We start from the raw sequence: 15,344 nt of genomic DNA on the forward strand, positions 1-15,344 counted from the left end.
GGAGCCGCGTTTTTGTCTACTCGCATTGCCAAATCGCGCGCGGTCATGCGCAAGGCGCCACGGCAGGCACGCTCACGGGTGACGGTCGAGGCGATCGTCGAAGCCGGTGCTCGCATTCTGAGCGAACATGGCTGGGCCGAGTTCACGACCAACAAGGTTGCCGAGGCGGCCGGCGTCAGCGTCGGTTCGCTGTACCAGTATTTTCCGGACAAGCTTTCGCTGATCGAGGCCATAAGGCGGCGGCATCTCGATGACTGCCTCGCAATCATGCGGCGCTCGGGCGAGGGCCAAAAATCGGTCGAGCGTTTCGTCGACGATCTCGTGCGTGACATGTTTGCGGCGCACAGCCTCAATCCCGGGCTGCACCGGGTGCTGCTCGACGAAGCGCCGAGTTTCGACGCGACCCGCGATCCGCACAGTGCATTCGAGGCGGAGTATATCGGCCACTACGCCGCGGCGGTGGAGGCCTACCGGGCGAGCGCTGAAGGCGCGAGCAACCGGGTCATGGCCATGATCCTTTCGGATGTCATGGACGGCGTGATCCACAATGCGGCGCGACGCGGCATGCTGGGCTCGGTGGAGCTGAAGCAGGAGCTGGTGCGGCTGCTGTGCACCTATCTGGCTGCTTCGGACCGCTGAAACCGGCCGGCAAGCCGGAAACGGTTCTTGAAACGCAATCTCCCCGGCATCGCGCGCGATGCCGGGGAGCAATCCTGTCCTCGATCCGGCGAGGAAATCAGGCCCTGGCGGCGCGGATCGAGCTTTCGAGGATGTCGAGCGCCTCGGTCATCACATTGTCCTGGATGGTGATTGGCGCCAGGAAGCGGATGACGTTGCCATAGACACCGCAGGTGAGCAGGATCAGGCCCTTGTCCAGCGCCTTCAGCCGGACATTGTTGGCGAACTCCGCCGACGGCATCTTGGTCCTCACGTCGTTGAACTCGACGGCGTTCATGAAGCCGGGGCCACGAATGTCGATGATCTCCGGCACGTCGTCGCGCAGTGCTTCCAGCCGCTGCTTCAGGCGCGAACCCAGTGCATTGGCGCGATCGTTCAGCTTCTCTTCCTCGATCACGTCCAGCACCGCATTGGCGGCGGCGACGCCGAGCGGATTGCCGGCATAGGTACCGCCGAGACCGCCGGGGTTCGGCGAATCCATCAGTTCGGCGCGGCCGGTGACGGCCGAAAGCGGGAAGCCGCCGGCCAGGCTCTTGGCCATGGTGGTGAGGTCGGGGGCAGCGTCATGATGCTCCATGGCGAACATCTTGCCGGTGCGGGCAAAGCCAGTCTGCACCTCGTCGGCGATGAGCAGGATGCCGTGCTGGTCGCAGATCTTGCGCAGCGCCGAGACGAAGTCGCGCGGCGCCTCGTAGAAACCGCCCTCGCCCTGCACGGGTTCGACGATAATGGCGGCGACGCGGGCCGGGTCGACATCGGCCTTGAACAGCTTGTCGAGCGCGGCCAGCGAATCGGCCACCGTTACGCCATGCAGCGCGACCGGGAACGGCACGTGGAAGACGTCGCCAGGCATCGCGCCGAAGCCGGCCTTGTAGGGCTGCACCTTGCCGGTCAGTGCCATGCCCATGAAGGTACGACCGTGGAAGGCGCCGGTGAAGGCGATCACGGCCTGGCGGCCGGTGGCGTGGCGGGCGATCTTGACGGCGTTCTCGACGGCTTCGGCGCCGGTGGTGGCGAAGATCGTCTTCTTGTCGAACTTGCCCGGCAGCAGGCCGTTCAGGCGCTCGGCCAGCCGCACATAGTTCTCATAGGGCACGACCTGGTGGCAGGTGTGGGTGAAATGGTCGAGCTGCGCCTTCACCGCCTCGATCACCTTGGGGTGACGGTGGCCGGTGTTGACCACGGCGATGCCGGAGGCGAAATCGATGTAGCGGCGGCCCTCGACGTCCCAGATTTCGGAATTCTCGGCACGCTCGGCATAGATCTGCGTGGTCATGCCGACGCCGCGCGAAATGGCGGCGTTCTTGCGGGCGGAAATGGTCGCGTTGCTCATCGTGCTTTTCTCCTCAAGGGCCTTGCCCTCACAACCGGTTCTGTCGCCTAGCCTTCTGGCTTTATTTCGTGCCCAGCTCAAGCCGACAGCTTGGCCCAAGCCGTTGGGCCTGCGCAAGCCGCAACCGCACGATTCGACCTCGCCGATCGGTACGGAATCAATGACCTATTTCAAATTCCGAGCAGCACGATATCCTGCCTGATAGTGGTATTGCGTCACATCAAGGTGACGACCGGTCCCGGGGGTGCCTTGACCATGAAAACACGACGATCGGTCCCGTCGAGATTCAAGGCGGCACGCCTCTCGTTCCAATTGCGTCCCGTCACCGCCGTCCTCGCCATAGCCACGCTCGCCGCTCTCGTTTCCGGCTGCCAGCGCAAGGACGCGGCGGCGGCGCCGAAGCTGCCGGTGCTGGTCGGTACCCAGCAGGCCGAAATCACCGATTATGCCGACAGCGTCTCGCTGACCGGCGTGATCACCGCGCGCACGCTGAACAACCTTTCCTTCCGCGTCGGCGGCCGCGTGGCCGAGCGGCTGGTCGAGGTCGGCCAGCATGTCGACACGGACCAGGTGCTGGCCCGCATCGACCCGCAGGAGCAGGAATCGGACCTCAGGACCGCACAGGCCAACCTTGATGCCGCGCAGGCACAGTCCACCCAGGCCGCCGCCGCGTTCGACCGCCAGAAGGCCCTACTTTCGCAAGGCTTCACGACCCGGCGCGACTATGACCAGGCCGACCAGGCGCTGAAGGTGGCGCAGGGCAGCGTCGAGGCGGCCGGCAGCGCGCTGGCCAACGCCAAGGAAAATCTCTCCTTCACCGAACTGCGCGCCGGTGCGCCCGGCATCATCACGGCCAGACAGGTCGAGGCCGGACAGGTGGTGCAGGCGGCGCAGACCGTCTTCACCGTGGCCGAGGACGGCGACCGCGACGCGGTCTTCAACGTTCAGGAAACGCTGGTCGCCGGCGTGCATGGCTCGACGCCGCCGCCGGTCGCGGTGGCGCTGCTGGCCGACCCCAAGGTGACGGCGCAAGGCACGGTGCGCGAGATCGCGCCGGTGGTCGACCCGGCCTCCGGCTCGGTGCGCGTCAAGGTGGCCCTTCCCGCCACTCCGGCGGCCATGCCGCTGGGGGCAGCGGTCGTCGGCAGCGTCACCGGCAAGCACGGCAAGGCCGTGGTGCTGCCCTGGCAGGCGCTTACCTCCGCCAACGGCAAGCCCGCGGTGTGGGTCGTCGACCCGGCCAGCAAGGCTGTCGCGATCGCGCCGGTCGCCGTGATGGGCTACGACACCGCGTCGGTCGCCATCGCCGACGGGCTGACGGCCGGCCAGACGGTCGTCACCTCCGGCGGGCAGCTGCTCAGCCCAGGCCTTGTGGTCGAGACCACGGAGGCCAAGCCATGACCCGTGCCCTGCTGATTGCCGCCATGCCGATTGCTGCCCTGCTTTCCGGCTGTTCGCAGGAAAGTGGCGACAAGGCCGCCGAAATCGTGCGGCCGGTGCTGTCGGTGACGGTGCAGCCGCGCGCTACCGAAACCTATGGCTTCGCCGGCACGGTCGAGCCGCGTTACAGCGCCGCCCTCTCCTTCCGCCTGCTCGGCCGCATCGTCGCCCGCGACGTCAATGTCGGCGACACGGTGACCAAGGGCACGACGCTGGCCGCGCTCGACCCGACGGCGCTCGATCTCGCCGTTCAGGCGGCGAAAGCCGAATTGTCCAACGCCGAGGCGCAGGCCGCCAACGCCGACGCCAGCGAGCAACGCATCGGCCAGTTGCTGGCCTCGAAGAACGTCTCGCAGGCCGTCTATGACAGCGCCCGTCAGGCGCAGCAATCGGCCGGCGCCAATCTGGAGCGCGCCAAGGCCGCGCTCGCCAAATCCGAGGAACAGCTCGGCTATGCTCGTCTGTTTTCCGATTTCGACGGCGTGGTGACGGCGGTCGGCGCCGAGGTCGGCCAGACCGTTTCGCCCGGGCAGATGGTGGTGACGGTGGCGCGCGCCGACACCCGCGAAGCCGTGGTGGACATCCCCGACTGGCTGACCGGCGACCTGACGGAACAGGCGCCGTTCGCGGTGTCGCTGCAATCGCTGCCCTCGATCAAGACTGAGGGCCGGCTGCGCGAGATGGCACCGCAATCCGACGAAACCACACGTACGCGCCGCGTGCGGCTATCACTGATCGATCCGCCTTCCGCCTTCCGCCTCGGTTCTACGGTGACAGTGACCCGTTCGACCTCGGTCAAGCCGGCAATCGAGTTGCCGCTTTCGGCGCTGCTGGAACAGGACGGCAAGACGCAGGTCTGGATCGTCGACGAAAAGACAGCGACGGTCGCCACGCATGACGTGCAGGTCGCCGCCCGCAGCGGCACCACTTTCACCGTGGCGAGCGGGCTGGATGCCGGTGCCCGCGTCGTCACGGCCGGCGTCCACAGCCTGACGCCCGGCCAGAAGATCAAGCTACCGTAGGAGCGGCCGCGTGAAGGGTTTCAACCTGTCCGACTGGGCACTCGAGCACCGCTCGCTGGTCTGGTATTTCATGCTGGTCTTCATCGTGGCCGGCGTCTACGCCTATATCAATCTCGGCCGCGAGGAAGACCCCTCCTTCACCATCAAGACGATGCTGATCCAGGCCAACTGGCCGGGCGCCTCCGTGGACGAGCAGGCCAAGCAGGTCACCGACCGCATCGAGAAGAAGCTCGAGGAACTCGACAAGCTCGATTTTACCCGCTCGGTGACAACGGCGGGCCGCACCATCGTCTTCGTCAATTTGAAAGACAACACCAAGGCGCGCGACGTGGTGCCGACCTGGCTGCAGGTCCGCAACATGATCGAGGACATCAAGCCGCAATTCCCGCAAGGCGTACAGGGCCCGTTCTACAACGACCGGTTCGGTGACGTGTACGGCAACATCTACGCCTTCACCGCCGACGGCCTGACGCCCCGCCAGCTGCGCGACTATGTCGAGAACGTGCGCGCCGAAGTGCTGACCGTGCCCAATGCCGGCAAGGTCGACTTGATCGGCGCGCGCGACGAGGCGATCTATCTCGAATTCTCGACGCGCCAGATCGCCGCGCTCGGCCTCAACCAGCAGCAGATCATCGCCTCGCTGCAGGCGCAGAATGCCATCGCGCCCTCCGGCGTCATCCAGTCGGGACCGGAGCAGGTCAGCGTGCGCGTCACCGGCCAGTTCGCCTCCGAAGACAGCCTTCGCGCCATCAATCTCAGGGTCAACAACCGTTTCTTCAGGTTGAGCGACGTCGCCACCATCACGCGCGGCTACACCGATCCGCCCGCCTCGCTGTTCCGCTTTAACGGCCAGGACGCCATCGGACTTGCCGTCGGCATGAAACCCAACGCCAACCTGTTGGAATTCGGCAAGGCGCTGGACCACAAGATGGAGGAGGTGAAGGGCGAACTGCCGGTTGGCGTCGGCGTGCATCTTGTCGCCGACCAGCCGCTCATCGTTGAGGAAGCGGTATCCGGTTTCACGCGGGCGCTGTTCGAGGCGGTGGCCATCGTGCTTGCGGTTTCCTTCATCAGCCTTGGCCTGCGTGCCGGTTTCGTCGTGGCGCTGTCGATCCCGCTGGTGCTGGCCATCACCTTCCTGTTCATGACCTATCTCGGCATCTCGCTGCAGCGCGTGTCGCTGGGCGCGCTGATCATCGCGCTCGGCCTTTTGGTGGACGACGCCATGATCGCGGTGGAGATGATGGTGGCGCGGCTGGAGGTGGGCGACCCGCTCAAGAAAGCGGCCACCTATGTCTACACATCAACCGCCTTCCCCATGCTCACCGGCACGCTGGTGACGGTGGCCGGCTTCATCCCCATCGGCCTCAATTCGAGCGCGGCCGGTGAGTACACCTTCACGCTGTTCGTGGTCATCGCGGTTTCGCTGCTGGTGTCGTGGGTCGTGGCGGTGCTGTTCGCGCCGCTGCTCGGCGTCACCTTCCTGCCGGCGACGATGAAGAAACACCACGACCAGCCCGGTCGCTTCACGGCGCTGTTCCGGCGCACCCTGGTGCTTTCGGTGCGGCGCTACTGGCTGACCATCATCGCGACCGTACTGCTCTTCCTGACCTCGCTCGCCGGGCTCACCTTGGTGCAGCAGCAATTCTTCCCGGCCTCCGACCGGCCGGAGCTGATCGTCGACTGGAACCTGCCGCAGAACAGCTCGATCGCCGAGACGCGCGAACAGATGGAGCGGTTCGAGAAGCTGGCATTGGTCGGCAATCCCGACATCGCCCATTGGAGCTCCTATGTCGGGCAGAGCGCGGTGCGCTTCGTGCTGGCCTATGACGTGCAGCCGTCCAACCCGTATTTCGGTCAGACCGTCATCGTCACCAAGGGTGTCGAGGAGCGCAACCGCGTGCACGCTGCCATCGACAAGCTGCTGCGCGAGCAGTTCGTCGGCACCGACACTTTCGTCAAGACGCTGGAGCTCGGGCCTCCGGTCGGACGGCCGGTGCAATACCGGGTGAGCGGCCCAGACGTGCAGAAGGTGCGCGACCTGGCGCAGGATCTGGCCGGCCGCATTTCGACCAATCCGAAGCTTGCCGCGCCGACCTTCGACTGGAACGAGCCGGAGCGTGTGCTGAAGGTGGACGTGCTGCAGGACAAGGCGCGCCAGCTCGGCATCACCTCGCAGGACATCGCCTCGGCACTCAACAGCGTCGTCGGCGGCGTCACCATCACGCAGGTCCGCGATTCCACCTATCTGGTCAATGTGGTGGTGCGCTCGCGCGAGGCGGAGAGGAGTTCGCTGGAGACACTGAAGAACATGCAGTTGCCGACGGGCACCGGCGAATCCATCCCGCTCGCGGCGGTCGCCAATTTTGACACCGCGCTGGAGCAGCCGACGATCTGGCGCCGGCATCGCATCCCGACCCTGACCGTGCGGGCCGGGCTGGTCGGCAGTGCGCTGCCCGATACCGTCGTCAACGAGCTCAAGCCGACGGTCGATGCCTTCATCGCCAAGCTGCCGCAAGGATATAGCGTCGCCACCGGCGGCTCGGTCGAGGAAAGCGCCAAGAGCCAGGGACCGATCGCCGCCGTCGTGCCGCTGATGCTGTTCGTCATGGCCACGATCCTGATGATCCAGCTGCAGAGCTTCCAGCGCTTGTTCCTGGTGGTGGCGGTGGCGCCGCTGGGCCTGATCGGCGTGGTGGTGGCGCTGCTGTCGTCTAACTCGCCGATGGGCTTCGTCGCGTTGCTCGGCGTCTTGGCCCTGATCGGCATCCTGATCCGCAATTCGGTGATCCTGATCGTGCAGATCGAGGACCTCGTCGCCGGGGGCAAGGATCGCTGGCTGGCGGTGATCGAGGCCAGCGAGCACCGAATGCGGCCGATCGCGCTGACGGCGGCGGCCGCCTCGCTGGCGCTGATCCCGATCGCGCGCGAAGTGTTCTGGGGGCCGATGGCCTATGCCATGATGGGCGGCATCATCGCCGGCACGGCGATCACGCTCCTGTTCCTGCCGGCGCTCTACGTCGCCTGGTTCCGGCTGAAGGAACCGAAGGCAGCGGAGGCGGCGGCAAGCTAGTTACCCTCCCCTTGTCGGGGAGGGTAAGGGTCCGTCTCAGCCCGCCCTGACGAAGCCTTCCGAGGCCTTGAGCAGGCGGCGCGTGTAGTCCTGGGTGACCTGGGCCGAGACGAGGTCGGCGGCGGTGAGCTGTTCGACCGCCTCGCCATTCTGCATGACCATGAGGCGCTGGCACATGTGGTTGATGACGGCGAGGTCGTGCGAAACCATGAGGAAGGTCAGCTTGCGGTCCTTGCGCACCTGTTCCAGCAGGTTCAACACCTCGGCCTGCACCGAGGCGTCGAGCGCCGAGGTCGGTTCGTCGAGCAACAGGATCGAGGGTTCGAGGATCAGGGCGCGGGCGATCGCCACGCGCTGGCGCTGGCCGCCGGACAGCTGGTGCGAATAACGGAAGCGGAAACCGGAACCGAGGCCGACCTCGTCGAGCGCGCGCTGGATGCGCCTTTCGCCGTCGCCGATGCCATGGATGGCAAGCGGCTCCTGCAAAAGGCGATCGACGGTCTGGCGCGGGTGCAGCGAGCCGTAGGGGTCCTGGAACACCATCTGCACCTGGCGATAGAAATCACGGTCGCGGCGGCGGCCGAGCGTCTTGCCGTTGACGGTGATGCGGCCGGAAGCCACCGGCGCCAGGCCGGCGATGGCACGCAGCAGCGTCGACTTGCCCGAACCGGATTCGCCGACCAGCCCGAAGGATTCGCCGGGCTGAACCTCGACGCTGACACCTTTCAGCGCGCGGAAATGGTCGAACACGACCTCGACCTTGTCGATGGAGAGTGCCGCCGTCATGCCGCCCACTCCGCCTTGCGCGCCAGCACCGGCAGCGGGTGCCGATCAGCGCCGATCTTGGGCATGCAGTCGAGCAGGCCACGTGTATAGGGATGCTGCGCGCGGGCCAGTTCCGAGGCCGGCAATTGCTCGACCACCTTGCCGGCATACATGACCACGACGCGGTCGCAGAAGGAGGAGACCAGGCGCAGATCGTGCGAGATGAAGATCAGTCCCATGCCGCGCTCCGCCACCAGCCGGTCGAGGATGCCGAGCACTTCGAGCTGCACGGTGACGTCCAGGGCCGAAGTCGGCTCGTCGGCGATCATCAGCTCCGGCCCGGCGACCAGCATCATGGCGATCATGGCGCGCTGGCCCATGCCGCCCGACACTTCGTGCGGGTGCAGGTCGAAGACGCGTTTGGGATCGCGGATCTGCACGGCCGCCAGCATGTCGAGCGCGCGTTCGCGCGCCTCGGCCTTGGAGACCTTCTCATGCGTGCGCAGCGTCTCGACGATCTGCCGGCCGATGGTCATCACCGGGTCGAGCGAATATTTGGGGTCCTGCAGGATCATGGCGACGCGCCGGCCACGCAACGCCCGCCGCTCGCGCTGGGGCAACGACAGAAGATCGATGCCGTCGAACTCCATCCTGCCGGCCGTCACCTCGGCGCGGGGATCGGTCAGCCCCATGATGGCGCGGCCGGTCTGCGACTTGCCCGAGCCGGATTCGCCGACAATGCCCAGCCGCTCGCGCCCCAGCGAGAACGAAACGCCGCGCACCGCCTCGATGACGCCGGTGCGGGTGGGAAAACGGACCTTCAGGTCCTCGACGTGAAGAAGCGCGCTCATTGGCCCGAACTCCTTGGATCGAGCGCATCGCGCAGGCCGTCACCCAGGAGATTGAAGCCGAGGCTGACGATGAGGATGGCCATGCCGGGCATCGCCGCCACCCACCACTGGTCGAGAATGAAACGACGTCCCGACGCGATCATCGAACCCCATTCCGGCAAGGGCGGCTGTGCACCGAGGCCGAGGAAGCCAAGGCCGGCAGCGATGATGATGATGCCGGCCATGTCGAGCGTGACACGCACGATCAGCGAGGAGATGCACATCGGCATGACATGGCGCAGCACGATGCGGAAGGGCGAGGCGCCCATGATCTCGACCGCCTTGATGTAATCGGAGTTGCGCACGGTGAGCGTCTCGGCGCGGGCAATGCGTGCATAAGGCGGCCAGGAGGTGATGGCGATCGCGATGATCGCGTGTTCGATGCCTGGCCCGAGTGCCGCCACGAAAGCCAGCGCCAGGATCAGCTTCGGGAAGGCCAGGAAGATGTCGGTGATGCGCATCAGGATGGCATCGGTCCAGCCGCCGGCATAACCGGCCACCGTACCGACCAGGAGGCCGATGGGTGCGGCGATCAGCGCGACGAGCACGATGACGTAGAGTGTCACCCGCGAGCCGTAGATGATGCGCGAGAGGATGTCGCGGCCCTGTTCGTCCGTGCCCATCCAATGGGCGGCGCCGGGCGGCTGCAGTGCTGAGCGCAGGTCACCGATGACCGGCGAATAAGGCGCAAGCACGCCGGCGAGGATCGCGACCAGCACCAGCGCCAGGATGATCAGCAGTCCGATCATCGCCAGGCCGTTGCCGGAAAAACGCCGCCAGGTCATGTAGGCGCGGCCGAGCCGCGCCTGTGAACGCGAGGCCGGCCGCTCCGATTGCAGCCATTCGCGCCAGCTCATTGCCGCAGTGTCCGACACATTCATGTCCGCGTCCTCGGGTCGAGCAGCTGGTAGAGCAGATCGGAAAGAAGATTGAGGCCGATGAAGACCGCGCCGATCATGATGGTGGCGCCCAGCACAGCGTTCATGTCGGCGTTCTGCAGCGAATTGGTCAAATAAAGGCCGATGCCGGGCCAGGAGAACACCGTCTCGGTCAGCACCGAGCCCTCGAGCAATGTGGCGTAGGACAAGGCGATGACGGTGACCAGCGGCACCGCGGAATTGCGCAAGGCATGCCCCCAGATGATGCGCGCTTCCGACAGGCCCTTGGCGCGGGCGGCGACGACATATTCCTGCGAGAGCTCGTTCAGCATGAACGACCGCGTCATGCGGCTGATATAGGCCATGGAAACATAGCCGAGCAGCGAAGCCGGCAGGATGATGTGGGAGAAGATGTCCTTGAATGCCGACCAGTCGCGCTGGATTATGGCGTCGAGCAGATAGAGCCCGGTGACGGGCGTGAAGGTGTATTCATAGGCGATGCCGATGCGGCCCGGCCCTTCGACCCAGCCGAGCCGGGCATAGAAGACCAGCAGACCGAGCAGGCCCAACCAGAAAATCGGCATCGAATAGCCGATGAGGCCGACGACCCGCACCGCCTGGTCGATGAAGGAGCCGCGCTTGACGGCGGCGAGCACGCCGAGCGGAATGCCGAACGCCACGCCGATCACCGTGCCGACCGTCGCCAGTTCCAGCGTGGCCGGGAAAACGCGGCGGATGTCCTGCATGACCGGATAGGTCGACAGGATGGAAGTGCCGAAATCGCCGGTCAGCGCCTTCTTCAGATAGAGGAGAAACTGCTGCCAGACCGGCAGGTCGAAACCATATTGCTGGCGCGCCGCGGCGACGACGCTGGCCGGCGCGCGATCGCCGACGATCGCCAGGACGGGATCGATGGGCATGACGCGGCCGATGAAGAAGGTAACCGCGATCAGCCCGAGGAAGGTGACCGCGGCGACGAAGACGAAGCGCAGGAGCGCGAGCAGAAGCGCGGAGGCGTTTTTACGCCTCCGCGCCGGCTCATGAGACTGGACGAGCGACAAGGAACCGGGTGCTCCGGGGTGTTACTTGGTGACCGGGGCCAGGAAGTTGGTGTCGAAGGTCGGCCCCAGCTTCAGGCCCTGGACGTTCTTGCGCAGTCCGGCAACCTCGGTCTGCTGCCAGATGAAGTTGAACGGGCCCTGTTCGCGGATCTTGGTCTGCAGATCCTCGTACATCTTGATACGCTTGTCGGTGTCGCGTTCCAGGAGCGCGGCCGCCGATTCCTTCTGGATTTCCGCTGGCACGTTCCAGGCATTGCGCCAGGCCAGCGTCTTGTTCTTCGAATCGTCGGCGTTGTTGGGATTGGTGGCGAAGGTTTCCGAGTTGGAATTCGGATCCCAATAGTCGACGCCCCACTGCAGGATGGCCATGTCGTGCTGGCGCGCGCGATAGCGGGTCAACAGCTGCTTGAAGTCTTCCGGTACGAGCTCGATCTTGATGCCGGCCTGGGCCGCCGTCTGCTGAATCGATTCGGCGACACCGGATTCCGGCTGGCCGCTGCGCGTGTCCAGAGTGATGGTGAAACCGTCCTTCAGCCCGGCCTTGGCCAACAGCTCCTTCGCCTTGGCAACGTCCAGCTTATAATGCTTCTCGTCCACGGCACCCAGGATACCCTTGGGCAGGAAGTCCTGGTGGACGACGCCGATGCCGTTGAGCAGCGTGTCGCCGAGCGCATCGTAGTCGATCAGATATTTGAAGGCCTCGCGCACCTCGGGCTTGGAGAGGTTCGGGTTCTTCTGGTTGAGGCTGACGTAGTAGACCGTGCTCTTCGGCTTCGAGATGGTGGCGAGATCGGCATTCTTGCCGACCGAGCTGTAGTCGCCCGGCTGCAAATTGCGCGCCACGTCAATGTCGCCTTTCTCCAGCAGCAGGCGCTGGGCGGCGCTCTCCTTCACGTGGCGATAGATGACACGCGCCATATGGGCCTTGGTGCCGTAATAATTGTCGTTGCGCTCCAGCACCACGACCTCGTTGGCGCGCCATTCGCGCGTCTTGAACGGGCCGGAACCGGCATAGCCGGTCTTCATCCAGGCATTGCCGAAATCGTTGTCGAACTTGTATTCGGCGGTCGGCGTCGCGGCAGCCACATGTTCCTTGACCAGCTTGCTGTCGACCACCGCCGCCACCGTGGCGGTCAGGCAGTTGAGCACGAAGCTCGGCGCATAGCCCTTGTCGACGGTGAAGACAAAGGTCGAGGCGTCGGTCGCCTTGGCCTTTTCAGCGACGTTGTCGCCGGTGAGGCCGAACTGCTGGATGATGAAGGCCGGGCTCTTGTTCAGCTTGACGGCGCGCTCGAACGACCAGGCGACGTCTGCGGCCGAGATCGGGTTGCCGGAAGCGAATTTCAGGCCCGGCTTCAGCTTGAAGGTGTAGGTGAGGCCGTCATCCGAAACGGTCCAGCTTTCGGCGATGCCGCCGACCACCTTGGTGGTGTCGTTGACGTCGAGCCGGACCAGCATGTCGTAGGTGTTGCCGGTGATTTCGCCTGTGGAAAGCTCGAAGGCTTCGGCGGGATCAAGCGAGATGATGTCGTCGATCGCCCAGGCCTGGACCAGCGTGTCGGGCGGCGTGTCTGCCCATGCGGGCGCTCCGGCGAAGACGAGTGCGGAAAGGGCGGCGCCAGCCAGCAGGCCGCGCGAACGCAGAGCAATGGTTTGCATCATCATCGGAATATCCTTGTTTTCGTCGCCCCTGGTTCCCCGTTCGGGACGCGACGTCGTTGCGCCGGAAAGGCTCGTTATTTGTTGAAGCCTCGAACAACCATATCCGCCACCACCCTGCCCGGCAACGAGCATTTGATGGACAGAAGTGGATTGGGTTAAAACAGGTTTTCGTTCAGACGCGCTCAAGCGCAATGGCGATGCCCTGACCGACGCCGATGCACATGGTGGCGAGCGCGAAACGAGCGCCGCGTTCGCGCAATTCCAGCGCCGCCGTGCCGGTGATGCGGGCACCCGACATGCCGAGGGGATGGCCGAGCGCGATGGCGCCGCCATTCGGATTGATATGTGCGGCATCCTCGGCCAGGCCGAGTTGGCGCAACACGGCAATGCCCTGCGCGGCGAAAGCCTCGTTGAGTTCGACGACGTCGAATTGCGACGGCGTGAGGCCGAGGCGCGCACAGAGCTTCTGCGTCGCCGGCACCGGACCGATGCCCATGATGCGCGGCTCGACGCCGGCCGTGGCGCTGCCGAGAATGCGGGCGATGGGGGTCAGGCCATGCTTGCGGGCCGCCGCTTCCGAGGCAACGATCAGTGCAGCAGCACCGTCATTGACGCCCGACGCGTTGCCCGCCGTCACCGTGCCGCCTTCCTTGCGGAACGGCGTCGCCAGCCTGGCCAGCGTTTCGACCGTGGTGCCGGCGCGCGGATGCTCGTCCTTGTCGACGACGGTCGCCTCGCCTTTCTTCTGCGGGATCGTCACCGCGACAATCTCCTTGCCCAATCGGCCATTGGCCTGCGCGGCCACGGCCTTGTCCTGACTGCGCACGGCGAAGGCATCCTGATCGGCGCGGCTGACGGAAAACTGCTCGGCGACGTTCTCGCCGGTCTCCGGCATGGAATCGATACCGTACTGCTTCTTCATCAGCGGGTTGACGAAGCGCCAGCCGATGGTGGTGTCGTGGATTTCGGCGTGGCGCGAAAAGGCGGTCTCGGCCTTGGGCATGACGAAGGGGGCACGGCTCATCGATTCGACACCGCCGGCGATCATCAGTTCGGCCTCGCCGGCCTTGATGGCGCGTGCGGCGATACCGACCGCGTCCATGCCCGACCCGCACAGCCTGTTGACCGTCGAACCCGGTACCGCGACGGGCAGGCCGGCAAGCAGCAGCGCCATGCGCGCGACGTTGCGGTTGTCCTCGCCGGCCTGGTTGGCGCAGCCATAGACCACGTCGTCGACGGCCGCCCAATCGACACCGGGATTGCGCGCCATCAGGGCCCTGAGCGGCACGGCACCGAGATCATCCGTACGCACCGAAGCCAGCACACCCCCAAAGCGTCCGATCGGCGTGCGGATATAGTCGCAGATGAAAGCTTCGGTCATGTCGTGCGGTCCTCCCTCGCCTGCGCCGGTCGGCGCGGCACCAACCCAAGCGGATCGGATAATCTTATAAATCAGCCCGCCAGGCGACGGGCCGCGGTTTCGGCCATGGCCTCGGCAAGGCTCATGGACCAACGGGCGCGACAATAGGCGCGGAAGTCGAAACAGGGCAAGCCGGGACAGACTTCGAATTCGATGAGATGGATCGTATCGTCGGCCTCGACACGCAGGTCGATGGAAAAGACGTCGCGCAGACCAAGTCCGCTCACCAGCCGCTGCGCGATGCGGCGGATCCCGGCATCGGCCGCCGGCTGGCTGTCGGCAAGCGCAACAAGTTCGGGTTCGACATAGGCACCCGTCGCCTTCGCCGCGGTGCCCGTATCGCCGTAAAGCGCGAGGCTGTCGGCCATGGTCTGGAAGTCACCGCCGGATTCGACCAGGAAGACGCCGAGCGCCGACATATCGCCGTTTGCGGTGACATCCAGGAAGGAGGCCCGCACGTTGCGACCGGCGACATAGGGCTGCACCACCACGTCGTCGCCATAGTGTCGGAATACCCGGCGGCTGAGTTCCAGCGCCTGGCCGAGATCGTGGCAATGCGAATCCGGCCAGATGCCGATCTTGGCGCCGAGCCGGTTCGGCTTGACGAACCAGCCCTTGGCCGAGGCCGGCGGCTCGACCAGCCAGCGTCCGTCACGCGCGAGACCCGCCTGCGGCACCGGCAGGCCGAGCGCGCCGAGCACCGCGCCCGAGCGGAATTTGTCCTGGCACAGCGCGAACAGCGAATCGTCGGCACCAATTGTTCTCAGGCCGGCAAGCCGCGCGAGCGCAGGTGCCGCGCCACCGCGGAAATAGGCGATGCCGTCGGTCAGCGTCCAGACCAGCGTGGTATCCCGGTCCGCCTTGCCGAGCACAGCGGCAGCTTCATCCAACTCCACGGCCGAGAAGCCGAGGCCGCGATCGGCAGCCGCGCGTTCGATCGCGGCGAACTCCGGCGCCAGATCGGTCGACTGGGCGAGATAGGAGGAAATTTCCGCCGCCCGCTCCGGCGCGTGGCCGTCCGCGACGAGGCGATCGAAACAGGCCTTTTCCGGTTCGTAGACAAGCAGGAGGCGTGGATGCGGCATGGCGGCGGGTCCGATGGGAAACGGCGTCAGTCTCGCC

12 protein-coding genes are annotated in these 15,344 nt (G+C 65.6%); 4 read left to right on the forward strand and 8 right to left on the reverse strand.

The features are described 5' to 3' along the window. Positions 1-12: 12 nt before the first annotated feature. A complete protein-coding gene (locus FZF13_RS08825) occupies positions 13-639 on the forward strand; it encodes a TetR/AcrR family transcriptional regulator (RefSeq protein WP_307418159.1) in 627 nt (208 codons plus the stop codon). A 97-nt stretch (positions 640-736) separates the two neighbouring features. Here the strand turns inward: FZF13_RS08825 and FZF13_RS08830 are convergent, their stop codons facing one another. Further along, on the reverse strand, positions 737-2,011 hold the full coding sequence (locus FZF13_RS08830) for a 4-aminobutyrate--2-oxoglutarate transaminase (RefSeq protein WP_024924309.1): 1,275 nt from the start codon (positions 2,009-2,011) through the stop codon (positions 737-739). 255 nt (positions 2,012-2,266) lie between these two features. Here FZF13_RS08830 and FZF13_RS08835 point away from each other — a divergent pair, with 255 nt between their 5' ends. Genes FZF13_RS08835 through FZF13_RS08845 form a run of 3 tightly spaced genes read left to right on the forward strand, consistent with a single transcriptional unit; the run spans position 2,267 to position 7,546 of the window. Continuing rightward, entirely contained in the window at positions 2,267-3,412 is a 1,146-nt protein-coding gene (locus FZF13_RS08835; protein WP_081766880.1) for an efflux RND transporter periplasmic adaptor subunit, read from the forward strand. After that, entirely contained in the window at positions 3,409-4,473 is a 1,065-nt protein-coding gene (locus FZF13_RS08840; RefSeq protein ID WP_024924311.1) for an efflux RND transporter periplasmic adaptor subunit, read from the forward strand. Before FZF13_RS08835 ends, FZF13_RS08840 begins: the two co-directional genes overlap by 4 nt. Before the next feature lie 10 nt (positions 4,474-4,483). Beyond that, positions 4,484-7,546: an efflux RND transporter permease subunit gene (locus tag FZF13_RS08845; RefSeq protein WP_024924312.1), complete on the forward strand. Its 3,063-nt coding sequence runs from the start codon at positions 4,484-4,486 to the stop codon at positions 7,544-7,546. 36 nt (positions 7,547-7,582) lie between these two features. On the opposite strand, the gene FZF13_RS08850 is transcribed toward FZF13_RS08845, so the two are convergent. The 7 genes from FZF13_RS08850 to FZF13_RS08880 form a co-directional block, all read right to left on the reverse strand. Continuing rightward, entirely contained in the window at positions 7,583-8,332 is a 750-nt protein-coding gene (locus tag FZF13_RS08850) for an ABC transporter ATP-binding protein (protein WP_024924313.1), read from the reverse strand. Continuing rightward, positions 8,329-9,162: an ABC transporter ATP-binding protein gene (locus FZF13_RS08855; protein WP_024924314.1), complete on the reverse strand. Its 834-nt coding sequence runs from the start codon at positions 9,160-9,162 to the stop codon at positions 8,329-8,331. The genes FZF13_RS08850 and FZF13_RS08855 overlap by 4 nt, the downstream gene beginning before the upstream one ends. Continuing rightward, positions 9,159-10,082 carry a nickel transporter permease gene (nikC, locus tag FZF13_RS08860; RefSeq protein ID WP_024924315.1) on the reverse strand — a complete coding sequence of 308 codons (924 nt, stop codon included), beginning with the start codon at positions 10,080-10,082 and terminating at the stop codon, positions 9,159-9,161. Before nikC ends, FZF13_RS08855 begins: the two co-directional genes overlap by 4 nt. Next, positions 10,079-11,083 carry an ABC transporter permease gene (locus tag FZF13_RS08865; protein ID WP_373426406.1) on the reverse strand — a complete coding sequence of 335 codons (1,005 nt, stop codon included), beginning with the start codon at positions 11,081-11,083 and terminating at the stop codon, positions 10,079-10,081. Before FZF13_RS08865 ends, nikC begins: the two co-directional genes overlap by 4 nt. Positions 11,084-11,161: 78 nt before the next feature. Further along, a complete protein-coding gene (locus tag FZF13_RS08870) occupies positions 11,162-12,805 on the reverse strand; it encodes an ABC transporter substrate-binding protein (RefSeq protein WP_024924317.1) in 1,644 nt (547 codons plus the stop codon). A gap of 169 nt (positions 12,806-12,974) precedes the next feature. Then, on the reverse strand, positions 12,975-14,183 hold the full coding sequence (gene pcaF / locus FZF13_RS08875) for a 3-oxoadipyl-CoA thiolase (RefSeq protein ID WP_024924318.1): 1,209 nt from the start codon (positions 14,181-14,183) through the stop codon (positions 12,975-12,977). A 71-nt stretch (positions 14,184-14,254) separates the two neighbouring features. Then, positions 14,255-15,307, reverse strand: coding sequence for a D-alanine--D-alanine ligase family protein (locus FZF13_RS08880; RefSeq protein WP_024924319.1), 1,053 nt, complete (start codon positions 15,305-15,307; stop codon positions 14,255-14,257). Positions 15,308-15,344: the final 37 nt, after the last annotated feature.

Origin of the sequence: Mesorhizobium terrae (assembly GCF_008727715.1) — a bacterium.
Taxonomy (GTDB): domain Bacteria; phylum Pseudomonadota; class Alphaproteobacteria; order Rhizobiales; family Rhizobiaceae; genus Mesorhizobium; species Mesorhizobium terrae.

What these genes read in the sequence shown, in the direction of transcription:
- FZF13_RS08830 (WP_024924309.1), bottom strand. Translation starts at nt 2,011, where the DNA reads ATGAGCAACGCGACCATTTCCGCCCGCAAGAACGCCGCCATTTCGCGC.
- FZF13_RS08835 (WP_081766880.1), top strand. Translation starts at nt 2,267, where the DNA reads ATGAAAACACGACGATCGGTCCCGTCGAGATTCAAGGCGGCACGCCTC.
- FZF13_RS08840 (WP_024924311.1), top strand. Translation starts at nt 3,409, where the DNA reads ATGACCCGTGCCCTGCTGATTGCCGCCATGCCGATTGCTGCCCTGCTT.
- FZF13_RS08850 (WP_024924313.1), bottom strand. Translation starts at nt 8,332, where the DNA reads ATGACGGCGGCACTCTCCATCGACAAGGTCGAGGTCGTGTTCGACCAT.
- FZF13_RS08855 (WP_024924314.1), bottom strand. Translation starts at nt 9,162, where the DNA reads ATGAGCGCGCTTCTTCACGTCGAGGACCTGAAGGTCCGTTTTCCCACC.
- nikC (WP_024924315.1), bottom strand. Translation starts at nt 10,082, where the DNA reads ATGAATGTGTCGGACACTGCGGCAATGAGCTGGCGCGAATGGCTGCAA.
- FZF13_RS08870 (WP_024924317.1), bottom strand. Translation starts at nt 12,805, where the DNA reads ATGATGATGCAAACCATTGCTCTGCGTTCGCGCGGCCTGCTGGCTGGC.
- pcaF (WP_024924318.1), bottom strand. Translation starts at nt 14,183, where the DNA reads ATGACCGAAGCTTTCATCTGCGACTATATCCGCACGCCGATCGGACGC.
- FZF13_RS08880 (WP_024924319.1), bottom strand. Translation starts at nt 15,307, where the DNA reads ATGCCGCATCCACGCCTCCTGCTTGTCTACGAACCGGAAAAGGCCTGT.